A 15,913-nucleotide genomic window follows, 5' to 3' on the forward strand; every position below is an offset into this window, starting at 1 on the left:
ATTGCGAGAAAATTATTATGAAACAAGTCAATGTAGATGTAGCAGTTATCGGGGGCGGTACGGCAGGTCTAGGTTCTTACCGCGCTGCAAAAGCACACACTGACAGTGTCGTGATGATTGAAGGCGGCCCTTACGGTACTACCTGTGCTCGCGTTGGTTGTATGCCATCTAAACTGCTTATTGCAGCTGCAGAAAGCGTACACCAAATCGAGAAAGCTCCGGCTTTTGGCGTTCACCCACAAGGCGATATCGTGATTAACGGTCGTGAAGTGATGGAGCGAGTGAAGTTTGAGCGTGACCGTTTTGTTGGTTTTGTTTTAGAAGGCGTTGATGAAATCCCAGAGCAAGACAAGATCTCTGGTTACGCAAAATTCTTAGACGATAACACGCTACAAATTGATGACCACACGGTTGTCACCGCTAAGCGTATTGTTATCGCGACCGGTTCTCGCCCTGCATACCCTGCCGTTTGGAATGAACTTGGCGATCGCCTGATCATTAACGACGACGTGTTCAGCTGGGATGATTTACCAGAATCGGTTGCGGTATTTGGCCCTGGTGTTATTGGTCTTGAGCTTGGTCAGTCACTGCACCGCTTAGGTGTGAAGACCAAACTGTTCGGTTTGGGTGGTCAAGTTGGCCCAGTAACTGATCCAGAGATCATGGCTTATGCAGATAAAGCTTTCAATGAAGAGTTCTATCTCGATGCCGACGTGAAAATCGAAAGCATGAAGCGCATTACCACTGAATCGGGTGAGCCACGTGTCGAAATCCAGTTCATCAATAAACAAGGTGAATTAGAAACTAACGTCGTTGAATACGTACTAGCAGCAACAGGTCGTCGCCCTAACACTGACAAGCTTGGCTTAGAGAATACCTCTCTAGAGCTTGATGAACGTGGTGTGCCAATCGCAGACCACTACACGCTACAAACATCACTACCATCAATATTTATCGCTGGTGATGCGAGTAACCAACTGCCTCTACTGCATGAAGCAGCAGACCAAGCTCGTATTGCGGGTGACAATGCAGGTCGCTTCCCAGAGATTCGTGCAGGCCTACGCCGCTCTAAAATCTCGGCAGTATTCTCTGACCCGCAAATCGCGATGGTTGGTGAAACCTACAAAGAGATCACCACACGCTTGGGCACATGTGGCTGTTTCGCAACGGGTGAAGTGTCTTTCGAAAACCAAGGTCGTTCTCGAGTGATGCTGCGCAACAAAGGTATTCTGCACGTATACGGCGAGCAAGGTACAGGCCGCTTCCTTGGTGCTGAGATGATGGGACCAAACGCAGAACACTTGGCTCACTTGTTAGCATGGGCACACCAGAACAAGATGACGGTTTCTGAGATGCTAGACATGCCGTTCTACCACCCAGTAATCGAAGAGGGTGTACGAACTGCCCTACGTGACCTGAATGCGAAACTGCACCTAGGCCCAGAGATGGTGAAACACTGCCTAGATTGTGGCCCTGGTTGTTAAATTATTGATATTTAATATAAATAGCTTACCTTTGGTAAGCTATTTTTCTATTTACCCACATATTTCATAATGTTTTCCACACCAAGTATGATTAAAGTCACTTGGTTACTTTTAGATACATTTCGACACTTCCATTCATCCCCTTGCATACCTCTATAATAGTAACTCATCGAAAGGTGACCTTTATTCCATAAAGGGAATTTTCAGCAATTTACTACAACTAAAATGTTCACAAGGAAGATGTAATGTTCAAACAAAGTTTGCTAGCAGCAACCATTACTTTGGCTTTAATTGGGTGCGGCTCAGACTCCAATTCAGGATCAAGCGAGGAAACTATAACCTCATACCAATTTATTGATTCTGCTGTTGAAGGGTTATCATACACAACAAGCTCAGGGTTAAATGGAGTAACGGATTCAGAAGGGAATTTCAACGCCCTCCCGAACGATTCAGTCACCTTTTATATTGGTGGTCCTGATGGTGTAAAAGTAGGAGCAGCTTCAGTGCAAGAAGTAGTAACACCGTTTGAAGCAGCTGGTAAATACAACAGAGCGATAAACTTAGCGGTTCTACTCCAGTCTGTTAATAACCAATTTGGTAGTTCCGGAAGCGGCGTTTTAACTATCCCGGAAAAGCTACAAGACAGAGACGATCAGCAAGTTGCTGATGCGTTAGTCAACCTTAGACTCGACAATATCAGCAGTGTTGAGACTTTTTTAACTGAGATTGGCGTTGCTTCCACGAACATAGTGACTGACGCTGAAGCTATCGCACATATGTCTGATTCTTTTGGTGAAATGGTGCGTGGAGACGTTGATACCAACAACCCGTTCGCACAAGGTGGTCATAAACACGTACGCTATATCGATGTTACTCAGTATAAAATCGCTACAGACTTAGACCCACAAACATTTACCTACGTACATGCAGATAAAACCCTGCCAATCGAGCTCTTTGAAAAAACTCGTGGCATGACATCTATGGACTTCACTTTAGATTCAGAAAACGTAGTTATGCTTGCTGGCTCAAACGACACATCCCTTTCGGAAAGCAGAGCTGAAGATTATTTAAACTGCCTCGCGGCAGGCCATAACTTTGTTGATAAAAGCTGTGATGGAATCCCCGACGAAAATTATTCGATCATTAAAAATGGGACATTCGCTTACCAACTGCAAGACCCTGAAGGTGTTCAAGAAACCAACGAACCATTTCCTTGGGATGAGTTCAATTTTGGTCCATTCCAAGCAAGCACTATTAGTGAGTTAAATCACTTCAATGAACGAGTTCGAGACGATAAAGATGATGGAGATATCGACTCCGCATGGCAGCGTGAAGTTATCTCAGGAGCTTACGACCCGATTACTGGCATCTACACAGAGATTACTAACAAAACAGAGTTAAATGGAGATAGCTGTGATCTATCGCCATCAAGTTGCACCGATAGCCGAAACACTCAGTTAGTCGCATTCTATTATCCTGTAGATGAGGCTGGAGGTGAGCGCTACGTAAACTTTGAAGGTGAATGGGTTAACACTCAGATTTGCGCAGACAACTCCGTAGCGAAGGAAAGCTACTCTTTCTCAGAATCCAATGTCACCATCAGCGGTTCGGAATGTCAAAATGGAACCGCACAAGACAATACCCATGACGAACCATACACCTATGAAGATTTAGCTAACATCGATTATTGGTGGTTCAACCAAACAGGTCGACAATCTCAGGCAACCCTTACAGAGTTGAACACGGTCGTGCGCTTCTGTGATCAAGATGACTATGTTCAGGGTGACGTGTGCTCTGACAATAAAGAGTATTTCGTCAAATGGGAATACCAACCTGCTGGGACAGACTGGGATCAAGGCTTGTTAATCCGTACGAAGAAATCTAAGTCGGGTCAAGTTGTTGGTCGTAGCATAATGCAAAAAGTATCTAGCTAACTGTTTCAGAATTAGTCATATAAAAAAGCCTCGCATAACAGCGAGGCTTTTCATTGAACTAAGAATGACTTAACAACAGCTGTTTTTCTCAGCAGCAATCACAGAGATCTCAACAAGTAGCGCTTCGCGAGCCATGTCGCCAGTCACACATGCGCGAGCTGGAGCGTGACCTTCTGGAACCCATGCATCCCAAACTGCGTTCATTTCTTGGAAGTCTTTCATGTCTTTCAAGTAAATCGTTGCTGACAGCATGTGCTCTTTGTCGCTGCCTGCTTGCTCAAGTAGCGCTTCTACTTTATCTAACATGGTTTGAGTTTGTTCAGTGATGTCTTTAGTTGCATCAGCACAAACTTGGCCACATAGGTAGATAGTACCGTTGTGTTTAACAATACGGCTCATACGTTGCTTGGTTTCTTGGCGCTCAATCATCGACTTTCTCTCTCTGTGTCACCGTGATCCAATATCTTGTGACGTGTTATTATCAGGGCAACAAGCATAACGCGAATCAAACCCAAGATGACATGCATTCATTGCAATAAAAGTGAAAAAATCCGTAACAAGCTCGGTCGCTGCCAGCGTTGCATGAATCAGCTGATGGTGTTGTCGATTTTGAGTTGGGGAGTATGGTGGCTGTTTTTCAGAGAAGACCCAAAAACCATCAATGCCATCGCGTTGATGATGGCCGCTTTCGCGTTCAGTGGCTTGCTGTCGTTGCATTGGGTCATGAAGTTTGTGGTGCTACCGTTAAAGGGCAAAAAACGTTAGCTGGAAGTCTTTATTGGATAAAGAGTAGTGATTAGAGACAGGGCTAAACAATCCGATAATTCATCATAATTTTCGAGCTATTGTCATTTCCCGAACAGCAGATAGAAAAAAGCCCCAGAACCAATCGATTCTAGGGCTTTCTTAGAAAATTCTAAGAAAAAGCAGTGGTACTTTAATAGACCGGGCTTTTCTTAGTTTGTTCCCAAAAAAGATCAGATTTTTGATCTTTTTTTTAGGAGCTATAAAATCAATGCCTTATGCAACATTAACCTTAGCAATTATCTGCTCTACCAAGTTCACTTCCAATGCCACTTCATCACACGCATGTTGACGAGGACACTGGTCACAATCTTTCAGTACCTTCTCAGGCAGCAGAGATTTCGATGTTGGTAAGAAATCATGCTTCATAAAGAACTCTGGAGTACGAGTCAGCACAAACACCTTCTTGATGGCCATTTGTCGCGCTTTCTCAACCAAGTGCTGCACAATTGCGGTACCCTGCCCTTGACCTTGCCAGCCAGCTTCGACACCCAGTGAACGGATTTCCGCTAGGCCAGAGTCATACACATAGAGTGATGCACAACCTGTCACCTCACCATGATGCTCTGCGACCGCAAACGAGCCAATATCACGCACCAGTTCATTACGAGAACGAGGTAGGTTTTCACCCATGTTCGCCCAGTAAGCGACCATACCTTCCAACGCTTCAATATCGGTCAGACGAGCAGGACGAACCTTGACGATGGACGTATCACGCTGTGATAAACGTTTCTCAGCTTGGTCAACCGCGTAAGCCACTTGCTGTGGAGATACACCGCCTAGCGCGCTACGTTTTTCAAGACACGATTCAATGGTCAGGATGTCATACACATCTTCCTCAATCACCTCAGAGAACTCTTTCATCTCTGCGATGGTTAATTCTTCTAATGCACAGCCTTTAGCAATCGCCGCCACTACCGTCACACCAACAATATGGTGAGCTTCACGGAAAGGAATCCCTTTCGCTACTAGGTAATCAGCCAATTCAGTTGAGTTCGCGTAGCCTTGTTTCGCGGCTTCAAGTGTACGTTCGCCGTTCACTTTAATGCCGTCAAAACAGAGTGCTGCCATTTCCATACAATCATTCCAAGTATCTAAAGCGTCGAACAGACCTTCTTTATCTTCTTGCATGTCTTTGTTGTACGCCAAAGGCAGAGCTTTTACTGTCATCATCATTGCCGCTAATGAACCGTAAACACGGCCAGTTTTGCCACGGATAAGCTCTAGCGCATCTGGGTTTTTCTTTTGTGGCATCAGAGATGAACCTGACGTCACGGTATCCGCTAACTCGATGAAGTTTGATTCACCTGAGTTGTAGAAAATCATATCTTCTGCAAGACGCGAAAGGTGAAGCATAGAGATAGAAGCAATCGACATTAGCTCCATCACATGGTCGCGGTCAGAAACTGAATCTAGAGAGTTGCGCGTTGCACGACGGAAACCTAAGTTGTGAGCTAACTCTTCACGGTCCATCGGGTAAGCTGTTCCAGCAAGGGCACCAGAACCCAGCGGACATGTGTCTAGACGCTTAATCGCATCATTCAAACGTGAATAATCACGCTCAAGCATTTCAACGTAAGCCAAGCACCAGTGAGCAAAAGTTACCGGCTGAGCACGTTGTAAGTGAGTGTAGCCAGGAAGCACGGTTTCTTGATGCTGAGAAGCAACGTTCACCATTTGGCTTTGTAGGCGATCCAATGCCAGTAGCAGTTGGTTACCTTGCTGACGACACCATAGTTTCAGGTCTGTCGCCACTTGGTCGTTACGAGAACGGCCAGTGTGAAGTTTTTTGCCCAAGTCACCGACTTTGCCGATAAGTTGCTGCTCAACCCAGCTGTGAATATCTTCTGCATCAGAACGTAGAATCTGTTCAGGATCTTCCATCACCTCAAGTTTTAGCTCATTCAGCGCTAACTCAAGCTTCTGTTGCTCTTCTTCTGTTAATACGTTGACCGACAGTAGAGCTTTAGACCAGGCAATTGAGCCCACAATGTCTTGCTCAGCCAATCGGTAATCAAAACGAAGAGAATCGTTAAAATCTTTGAACCGGGTGTCTGCTGCTTGGGTAAATCTACCGCCCCATAATGCCATTGTGTATCTCCTAATTGCACAGTGCTCACTGTTTTTGCAAATGATAATTCTGATTAAGATTCAGTATTTTTCTGATGGTTTAAACTTACGGCAATTCAAAATGAAAATAAAGTATTAATTCATTATTTTCACATATTTATTCACCAACAGTTCAATCCATTGATTATTTTTAGCGTGGAGCGCGAATTATATGCCATCCGATAGGAAAAACCGAAGCTGATTTATTAGGCAAATAGAAAGTAAAAAGCCCACTCACTAATCAATAGTGAATGGGCTTTGCATAATAATGTCTGTTTACTAACCTTCAATCTTTCATCAAAGGCTAGCTCACTAACTCATTGTTAGGATTACTTTTGGCTATTCAAAGCACGGATACGGCTTGATAGCGAGTAAAGGCGGATGAAGCCTTCAGCATGGCTTTGGTCGTAAACTTCATCTTCACCAAAGGTTGCAAACTCTTCTGAGTACAGGCTGTTGTCAGAACGCTTCTGAGTCACCGTTGCATGGCCTTTGTAAAGCTTGATAACCACTTCACCATTCACGTCTTGTGCTAGCTCTTCTGTCGCGGCAAGGATTGACTTACATAGTGGAGTGAACCAACGACCATCGTATACAAGGTGAGAAGCCTTAACACCGAGCTCTTCACGGAATTCGAATGCCGCTTTATCAAGAACCAGTTGCTCTACTGCACGCAGTGCTTCCATCATGATTGTGCCACCCGGAGTTTCGTAACAACCACGAGACTTCATGCCAACAAGACGGTTCTCTACGATATCGATACGACCAACACCGTGCTTAGCACCTTTCTCGTTTAGGTAAACCAGTGCGTTGTATGGCGTCATTGTTTCGCCATCAACCGCAACCACTTCGCCTTTTTCAACTTTAAGCGTCACTGTTTCAGATTCGTTTGGCGCTTGCTCAGGGTCTACAGTCCAAGCCCAGCAATCTTCGTTAGGTGCATTCCATGTGTTTTCTAGAACGCCGCCTTCTGTTGAGATGTGCCATGCGTTTGCATCACGCGAGTAAATCTTAGTAAGAGAAGCCGTACAAGGGATGTTACGCTCAGCCAGGTAATCTAGACACTCTTCACGACTCACTAGATCCCATTCACGCCATGGTGCAATTACGTGTAGATCAGGTGCTAGTGCAGCAAATGCGCCTTCAAAACGAACTTGGTCATTACCTTTACCAGTACAGCCGTGACACAGTGCGTCTGCACCTACTTTACGTGCGACTTCAACCTGTGCTTTCGCGATGATTGGACGCGCCATCGACGTACCTAGTAGGTATTTACCTTCGTAGTAAGCGCCCGTTTTCAGCGTTGGGTAGATGTAGTCAGCAACCATCTCTTCTTTAAGGTCTGCGATGTAACACTCAGATGCACCAGAAGCTTTTGCTTTCTCTTCGATACCAATCAACTCTTCGTCGCCTTGACCAACATCCGCAACAAACGCAACCACTTCACAGTCATAGTTCTCTTTCAACCATGGAATGATTACTGATGTGTCTAGACCGCCAGAGTAGGCTACTACAACTTTCTTTACGTTAACTTTGCTCATTTTCTTTCTCCTAGTTTCCATACTGCACATGGCGGTCAGCGTTGGAAATGACTTCATAATTATATGTTTATTTAATTTGTCTAAATTCTTTAAGTAGTGACTCGTTGTGAGACCTACTGAGGTAAAAACTGTGTTCCTATGCTTTTACCTGAAAACAGTTGTGTTAGCTTTTCTGGGTATCGCCAAGTGGCAACTTCGATTGGTCGTCCAAGGTCGTTAGCGGCTTCTAGTGCAGCTTGAACCTTAACGATCATGCCGTCGGTAATCACTTTGCCGGCAATAAGGTCATCGGCTTGCTGTTGATTAAGACTTGGAATGAGGTGGCCTTTGCCATCCAACACACCACTTACATCAGAAAGCAGTACCAGTTCAGCATCAAGTGCGCCCGCAACGGCAACCGCAGCTTGGTCGGCATTGACGTTCATCAGTTGACCTTGCTCAGTAAGACCAATTGAGCTAATGATTGGCAGTGCGCCCGCATTAAGAATCGCTTGCAGAACGGTTGAGTCGCCCGGCTCCGCTTTTCCTACCGCGCCCAGTTCAGGGTTCAGTTCGCTCACTTTGCATAAACCACCGTCTGCTAGGCTTAAACCAACGGCATTGATACCGTCTTTAATTGCCTGACCTTGAAGTAGTTTGTTGGCCGTGCCCGCTAGTGCACCAGCGATCACAGGGATCTGATCATAAGGAGTAACACGTAGCCCTTCTTTCTTAACGGTTTCTAGATTCAACTTATTCATCAAATCATCAACAAGGTAACCGCCACCGTGAACAATCACGATTGGTCGTTGTGCCTGTTGTTGGTAAGCAGAGATAGCACCAAATAACTTGCTAAGTGTTTCACCACAAGATAGCGCAGCGCCACCTAACTTTATGATTAATGGTTGATTATTAAGGCTCATATCTAGATTTCCTTACACTAACGCAGTTAATGGCGCAAAACCATAACGTAAATTTAAACACTGCATCGCTTGGCTAGATGCACCCTTTAATAAGTTATCAATCGCTGAAACAACGATGATGTGTTGACCTTGAACCTTCCAACCTAAGTCGCAGAAAGGTGTCTGTTCTACATCTTGAATTCTTGGCAGTGTCTCTTCGAGTAGTCTCACTGCTGGTTTACCTTGGTAAGCTTGTTCAAAGGCATCTTGTATCTGTTGTTCTGTCACGCCTTCAGCCAGTTTCATGGTGATGGTCGCTAAAATACCGCGCTTAAAGTTGCCGAGGTGTGGAGTGAAAATCACATCACATCCTAAATGTGCAGCCATTTCAGGTTGATGACGGTGATTGAAGACGCCATAAGCTTGCAGGCTTACTTCGCAGAAGCTGTTAACCATCGTTGCCTTGCGGCCTGCACCAGTCACACCGCTAGTCGCGTTAATCACTGGCCATTGGTTTTCATCCAGTAACTTGGCCTCAACCAAAGGTTTAATCGCCAGTTGTGATGCCGTTGGGTAACAACCCGCGACAGCGACAAGCTGAGCTTCTTTAATTTCTTGTTCGTTCCATTCCGCTAAACCGTAAGCCGCTTTGTCTAGCCATTGTTCGTGTTGATGTTCAAAACCGTAAAACTCTTGATAGAAGTTTTCGCCTTTAACTCTGAATGCACCCGATAGGTCGAACACTTGGCAATCGTTCTCTAGAAAGATTGGCGCTAGGTCGTGACTGACTTCGTGTGCAGTGGCTAAGAAAATCACATCAGACTGTTTAGCTACTTCTTCCGGATTTGTTAAAGGTTGTACTGGCATATCAATCAAACCAGCTAACTTACCGTGCAGTGCCGCAATAGGTTTACCTGCGTCTACACTATTGGCTGAGACATATAAACCTGATAGCGTGAGCTCAGGGTGTCTGTTTATCATTAGAGCCAGTTCTGCTCCTGTGTAGCCGCTTGCGCCAATGATCGTGGTTTTCAACATCTCAACACATCCATTTTTGAGGTAAGTTACATTTCAAATTTGACTATTCATACTTAATTTTTAGCTTTATTTGATTTCTTATGCATTAAATATGATTTAATATGTGTTTTACCGACTTATGGTTTTCCTGTCAATAGTAGAAGTGAAGTTATTATGCAATTACCGAGTTTTCTTGAGGTCTACAAAGGCCTAATTTCCACAGACTCTATTAGCTCGACCGATCCAAGCTGGGATCATGGCAACGAGAAAGTGATCGAAAAAATGGCTCAATGGTTTAAAGACGTAGGCTTTAGCGTTGAAGTCGTGGAAGTCGAACCCGGCAAGCATAATATGGTCGCTAAGATGGGATCGGGCGAAGGTGGCTTGCTACTCGCAGGACACAGCGACACAGTGCCATTTGATGAAGGACGTTGGAACTTCGACCCTCACGCACTAACAGAACACAACAATCGCTTCTATGGATTAGGCACAGCCGATATGAAAGGCTTTTTCGCTTTCGTTTATGAAGCGGCAAAGAAGATGGATTGGAGCAAACAGACCAAGCCGCTATATGTATTGGCAACCTGTGACGAAGAGACCACCATGCTGGGTGCGCGTCATTTCACTGAAAATGCACCGTTTAAACCGGATTACTGCATTATTGGTGAGCCAACCAGCCTTGTGCCGATTCGTGGCCATAAAGGCCATGTTGCTAACGCTGTGCGAGTAACGGGTAAATCAGGTCACTCTTCTGATCCTGCATTAGGTGTCAACGCCATCGAGATCATGCATGAAGTGTTGTTCGCTTTAATGCAACTGCGTGACAAGCTAGTCAAAGAGTATCACCACCCGGGTTTCGCAATTCCAAGCCCCACTCTAAACCTTGGCCATATTCACGGTGGCGACAGCGCGAACCGTATCTGTGGTTGCTGTGAGCTGCACTACGATGTACGTCCTTTACCGGGTATCAGCTTAGATGGTTTGGATAACATGCTGCGCAGCGCACTCAAAGAAGTAGAAGCAAAATGGCCGGGCAGAATTGAGATTACGCCACTGCACGAACCTATCCCGGGTTACGAGTGCCAACATGACCATCCATTTATCGGTGGCATGGAATCAGTTTGCGAAACTGAATCACAAACCGTGAACTACTGTACAGAAGCACCTTTCCTTCAAGAACTTTGCCCAACCTTAGTGCTGGGTCCAGGCTCAATCGACCAAGCTCACCAACCAGATGAGTTCCTAAGCTTCGATTTTATCGATCCAACGATTGATGTTCTGAGTAAGTCGATCCGCAAATATTGTTTCTAGTTATTACTTTTCTTCCAATATTTTCGTATAAAAGCTACCCGAAAAGGTGGCTTTTATTCTGTTATCCCAGACACAGCCTGATCTTGTAATTAAATTTCACTTTAATTCCGAACTATTGGGAAATTTACTTCTCCCGCATTTCGAAAACTAATAATTGCAAACTTAGAATGCTTTATTTGACTAGATACAGCACTTTTCGCTAGATTGTGTACTTAACAAGGAACAATGGATGTAATTTTTTTACGAGGCAGGATGACAATGAACGAGAAATACGCCGCTCTCAAGAGTAACGTAAGCATGCTGGGACGCTTGCTAGGTAACACAATCCAAGATGCACATGGTGACGTTATCTTAGAGAAAGTGGAGACTATCCGTAAACTTTCCAAATCCGCCCGCGCAGGCAACAAAGCTGACCGTGACAGCCTAGTTGAAGAAATCAAAAACCTGCCGAACGAACAACTCACTCCTGTTGCTCGTGCATTTAACCAATTTCTCAACCTCACCAACATGGCAGAGCAGTACCACACCATCTCTCGCCACTGTGAGGAGCATGTTTGTGAACCAGACGTGCTGCAATCTCTATTTTCCAAATTAAACCAGAATGACATCAGCAAGCTAGACGCGGCTCAAGCCGTTCGCGACCTGAACATTGAACTCGTTCTGACTGCACACCCAACAGAAATCACTCGTCGCACCATGATCAACAAGCTAGTTAAGATCAACGAGTGTCTGTCTAAATTAGAATTAAGCGACCTATCACACAAAGAGCGCGTGAAAACCGAACGCCGCCTAGAGCAACTGATCGCTCAAGGTTGGCACTCAGATGTGATTCGTCAGCAACGCCCTACGCCACTTGATGAAGCGAAATGGGGCTTTGCGGTTGTTGAAAACTCACTTTGGGAAGCTGTTCCAGATTTCCTACGTGAAATGGACGGCCGACTAAAAGGCTACCTTGGTGAAGGTCTACCAATTGATGCGCGCCCGGTACACTTCTCATCTTGGATGGGCGGTGATCGCGATGGTAACCCATTCGTAACGCACACCATCACCAAAGAAGTACTGCGCCTATCTCGCTGGAAAGCCGCTGACCTTTACCTAGGTGACGTAAACGAGCTGATTACCGAACTATCGATGACTAAGTGTAATGATGCCGTTCGTGAACTAGCGGGTGATGAGCATGAAGCTTACCGAGCAATCCTAAAGAGCCTACGTACTCTGCTGAACAACACGTTAGAAGTGCTCGATGCAAAACTGCATGATGCTGAAGTACCGAAGAAAGAAACACTACAGAACATCGACCAACTTTGGACACCGCTTTACGCATGTTACCAATCGCTGCACGAATGTGGCATGGGCGTAATCGCAGACGGTTCTCTGCTTGATACTCTGCGCCGCCTAAAAGCGTTCGGTGTACACCTAGTTCGTCTCGATGTTCGTCAAGAAAGTACTCGTCACTCAGATGTACTGTCTGAACTGACTCGCTACCTAGGCATTGGCGACTACGACCAATGGAACGAGCAAGACAAGATTGCTTTCTTAACCAATGAATTAAGCTCTAAGCGTCCGCTTCTTCCTCGCGATTGGGAGCCATCTGAACAGGTTAAAGAGGTTTTAGACACCTGCAAGGTTATTGCTGCTCAACCTCGTGAAGCCTTCGGTGCTTACGTAATTTCTATGGCTCGTACTGCATCAGATGTACTGGCTGTTCACTTACTACTGCAAGAATGTGGCTGCCCATACCGCATGGACGTATGTCCGCTGTTCGAAACGCTAGACGACTTGAACAACTCAGAAGCAGTAATGAAACAGCTAATGAGCATCGACTTGTACCGTGGCTTTATCCAGAACCACCAAATGGTGATGATCGGATACTCTGACTCAGCGAAAGATGCGGGCGTAATGTCTGCAGGTTGGGCTCAATATGATGCAATGGACAAACTGGTTAAGGTTTGTGATGAAGAAGGCATTGAACTGACTCTATTCCACGGTCGTGGCGGTACGGTTGGTCGTGGTGGTGCTCCGGCGCACGCTGCTCTTCTTTCTCAGCCACCTAAGAGCTTGAAAGGCGGTTTACGTGTAACAGAGCAAGGCGAAATGATCCGCTTTAAACTTGGCTTACCAGACGTTGCTGTAAACAGCTTCAACCTTTACGCAAGCGCGATTCTAGAGGCGAACCTTCTGCCGCCACCTGAGCCAAAACAAGAGTGGCGCGACCTAATGGAAGTGCTATCTCAAGTATCTTGTGAGGCTTACCGCAACGTGGTTCGTGGCGAAGAGAAATTCGTACCTTACTTCCGTCAAGCGACACCTGAACTGGAGCTAGGTAAACTGCCTCTTGGCTCTCGCCCTGCGAAACGTAACCCGAACGGCGGCGTAGAAAGCCTACGTGCGATTCCATGGATCTTCTCTTGGAGCCAAAACCGTTTGGTACTGCCTGCATGGTTAGGCGCTGGTGAAGCGATTCAGTACTCTGTAGATCAAGGCCATCAAGCCCTGCTCGAAGAGATGTGTCGCGAGTGGCCGTTCTTCTCTACCCGTCTCGGTATGTTGGAAATGGTGTACTCGAAGTGCAACATGGAAATCGCTAAGTACTACGACCAACGCCTTGTTGACGAAGAGCTATTACCATTAGGTGAGTTACTGCGTGAACAGCTGCAAAAAGACATCAAAGCCGTGCTAAATGTTGAGAACAACGAGAACCTAATGCAGAGCGACCCTTGGGGACTTGAGTCAATCCGCCTACGTAACATCTACGTTGAGCCACTAAACATGCTTCAAGCTGAACTGCTTTACCGTACTCGTAAGTGTGAAACACCACCAGCAGAGCTTGAAGAAGCGCTAATGGTGACGATTGCAGGCATTGCAGCAGGTATGCGAAACACTGGTTAATTAGTGATTCCTACTATAACCTGATCAGCATTTATATCTAAAAAAAGAACAAAAGGTCGCCACGTGCGACCTTTTTATTTTGCAAAATAACCACTAGTGAGTATTTTGCCAGTTTTTTGGGTTATTTTGTCCATGTATTCTACTTTATGCTTATTATTTAGATATACTACTGCTCCGCTGCGGAAACACTCCAAAAAATAATCTGCAGCATCTTGACCAATAAACTGGTCAACCTAGGTGATAAACGGCTTTGTAAGGTGACATAACCAACCGATGAGTTGGTGCTACTTAGACATAACCAATATAACGTGCCATTAGAAGCACACTTGTTGTTTAAGTATTTGTTTACTGTTTACCATTTGGATTTCAGACATGTCATTACCACACGTAATTCTAACCGTTTTAAGTACACGCGATGCTACTGGTTACGATATCACAAAAGAATTCTCCGCAAGCATTGGTTACTTCTGGAAAGCTAGCCATCAACAAGTTTACCGCGAGCTAAATAAAATGGCTCAGAACGACCAGGTAACTTGCGTGCTTGAGCCTCAAGAAGGCAAACCTGATCGTAAAGTTTACTCTATCACTGATGCTGGCCGTGGCGCGCTAGGTGAATGGTTTGAACAACCAACTGCACACCCAACCGTTCGTGACGAGTTCTCAGCTAAGCTAATGGCTTGTGCTGTACAACCTTCTGACGCTTACCGTGTACAACTTGCTGAGCTAGTAGAAGAGTCTCGCAAACTGGTTTCTCACTACCGTGAAATCGAAGCAGCTTACTACGCAACGCCATCGACACTAGACAAGCAAGCACGCCTTGAGCGTCTAACACTTCGTCGTAACCTACTTATCCGTGAAGCATGGATTGTATGGGCTGAAGAAGTACTGCTTGAACTTGGCGCTCTAGCTTAAGTTAAGCTAGAAAAGCAAAAGGCTTGAACTCTATGAGTCCAAGCCTTTTTTGTATCTATAGGATTTGAAATGTTACTGCCAGAGGCTTTTTACAAGTGCTTAGGCTTTACTTCTTAGACTTTTCTTACAGCGCAGCGACTTGCGGACGAACACCTAGCGTATGGCAAAGTGCATAAGTCATTTCTGCACGGTTTAGCGTGTAGAAGTGGAAATCTTTCACACCTTCACGGCTCAGTGTACGAACCATATCAATTGCTTGGCTAGCACCAACAAGCTGACGAGTCGTTGGATCATCATCCAAACCTTCAAACTGCTTCGCCATCCAGCCCGGTACTTTTACGTTGTTCATCGCAGCAAAGCGAGATGCTTGCTTGAAGTTAGAAACCGGCAGAATGCCCGGTACAATCTCAACATCAACGCCAGCCGCTACACAGCGGTCACGAAAGCGTAGGTAGCTCTCTACATCAAAGAAGAACTGAGTGATGGCACGGTTGGCACCCGCATCCACTTTACGCTTTAGGTTAATAAGATCAGATTGAGCGCTTTTTGCTTCAGGGTGAACCTCAGGGAATGCCGCTACTGAGATATCAAAATCGTGGCGAGATTTAAGTAGCTCGACTAGGTCAGATGCGTACATCTCTGGCGCGCCGCCGCCTGCTGGAATATCACCACGTAGCGCAACAATACTCTCGATACCATTTGCCCAGTAATCGTCGGCAATTTGAATCAGCTCTTCACGGCTTGCATCAATACACGTTAGGTGCGGTGCAGCCACTAGGCCGGTTTGGTTTTTAATTTCTTTAATGATTGAGTGGGTACGGTCACGTTCACCCGAGTTTGCACCGTAAGTTACCGATACAAATTTTGGTTGAAGTGTTTTAAGGCGGTGAACAGAGTTCCACAGGGTCTCTTCCATCTTCTCACTGCTCGGTGGAAAAAACTCAAATGACACATTGATGTTGTCAGAAAGCTCAGCGATATTCTGATTTAAAGCGTCGATATGACTAGCGTGTGTGTATCCCATCTTACTC

General features: G+C 45.5%; 12 protein-coding genes. 6 read left to right on the forward strand and 6 right to left on the reverse strand.

From position 1 onward, the window contains the following. Positions 1-17: 17 nt before the first annotated feature. Together AB4154_RS02265 and AB4154_RS02270 are read left to right on the forward strand one after the other, a co-directional pair. Positions 18-1,484 (forward strand): dihydrolipoyl dehydrogenase, encoded by a 1,467-nt coding sequence (locus AB4154_RS02265; protein WP_102370803.1) that lies wholly within the window; start codon positions 18-20, stop codon positions 1,482-1,484. Positions 1,485-1,729: 245 nt separating this feature from the next. Next, complete coding sequence (locus tag AB4154_RS02270) at positions 1,730-3,418, forward strand: hypothetical protein (protein WP_017063690.1); 1,689 nt, start codon at positions 1,730-1,732, stop codon at positions 3,416-3,418. Between the two features lie 69 nt (positions 3,419-3,487). Here AB4154_RS02270 and AB4154_RS02275 read toward each other — a convergent pair whose 3' ends face one another. After that, on the reverse strand, positions 3,488-3,847 hold the full coding sequence (locus AB4154_RS02275; protein WP_017071317.1) for a RidA family protein: 360 nt from the start codon (positions 3,845-3,847) through the stop codon (positions 3,488-3,490). A gap of 87 nt (positions 3,848-3,934) precedes the next feature. On the opposite strand from AB4154_RS02275, the gene AB4154_RS02280 reads away from it, so the two are divergent. Continuing rightward, on the forward strand, positions 3,935-4,183 hold the full coding sequence (locus AB4154_RS02280) for a DUF3624 domain-containing protein (protein WP_029235423.1): 249 nt from the start codon (positions 3,935-3,937) through the stop codon (positions 4,181-4,183). A gap of 255 nt (positions 4,184-4,438) precedes the next feature. On the opposite strand, the gene argH is transcribed toward AB4154_RS02280, so the two are convergent. The 4 genes from argH to argC all read right to left on the reverse strand — a co-directional run bounded on the left by argH (position 4,439) and on the right by argC (position 9,791). Further along, complete coding sequence (gene argH, locus AB4154_RS02285; protein ID WP_017061136.1) at positions 4,439-6,313, reverse strand: argininosuccinate lyase; 1,875 nt, start codon at positions 6,311-6,313, stop codon at positions 4,439-4,441. Positions 6,314-6,660: 347 nt separating this feature from the next. Continuing rightward, positions 6,661-7,872: an argininosuccinate synthase gene (locus AB4154_RS02290; protein WP_017061137.1), complete on the reverse strand. Its 1,212-nt coding sequence runs from the start codon at positions 7,870-7,872 to the stop codon at positions 6,661-6,663. Positions 7,873-7,985: 113 nt separating this feature from the next. After that, positions 7,986-8,774 carry an acetylglutamate kinase gene (argB, locus tag AB4154_RS02295; protein WP_017063686.1) on the reverse strand — a complete coding sequence of 263 codons (789 nt, stop codon included), beginning with the start codon at positions 8,772-8,774 and terminating at the stop codon, positions 7,986-7,988. Positions 8,775-8,786: 12 nt separating this feature from the next. Further along, positions 8,787-9,791, reverse strand: coding sequence for an N-acetyl-gamma-glutamyl-phosphate reductase (gene argC, locus AB4154_RS02300; protein ID WP_017063685.1), 1,005 nt, complete (start codon positions 9,789-9,791; stop codon positions 8,787-8,789). A 153-nt stretch (positions 9,792-9,944) separates the two neighbouring features. Between argC and argE the strand changes: the two genes are divergently transcribed. The 3 genes from argE (at position 9,945) to AB4154_RS02315 (ending at position 14,882) form a co-directional block, all read left to right on the forward strand. Further along, entirely contained in the window at positions 9,945-11,081 is a 1,137-nt protein-coding gene (gene argE, locus AB4154_RS02305; RefSeq protein ID WP_009848891.1) for an acetylornithine deacetylase, read from the forward strand. Between the two features lie 252 nt (positions 11,082-11,333). Beyond that, positions 11,334-13,970, forward strand: coding sequence for a phosphoenolpyruvate carboxylase (gene ppc, locus AB4154_RS02310; protein ID WP_017071318.1), 2,637 nt, complete (start codon positions 11,334-11,336; stop codon positions 13,968-13,970). A gap of 372 nt (positions 13,971-14,342) precedes the next feature. Further along, the gene (locus tag AB4154_RS02315; RefSeq protein WP_017061141.1) at positions 14,343-14,882 is read left to right on the forward strand and encodes a PadR family transcriptional regulator; all 540 of its coding nucleotides are present in this window, start codon (positions 14,343-14,345) and stop codon (positions 14,880-14,882) included. Between the two features lie 124 nt (positions 14,883-15,006). On the opposite strand, the gene metF is transcribed toward AB4154_RS02315, so the two are convergent. Continuing rightward, positions 15,007-15,906 (reverse strand): methylenetetrahydrofolate reductase, encoded by a 900-nt coding sequence (metF, locus tag AB4154_RS02320; RefSeq protein WP_004729683.1) that lies wholly within the window; start codon positions 15,904-15,906, stop codon positions 15,007-15,009. Positions 15,907-15,913: the final 7 nt, after the last annotated feature.

The sequence above is a fragment of the Vibrio sp. 10N.286.51.B11 genome (assembly GCF_041469245.1).
GTDB lineage: Bacteria > Pseudomonadota > Gammaproteobacteria > Enterobacterales > Vibrionaceae > Vibrio > Vibrio crassostreae_C.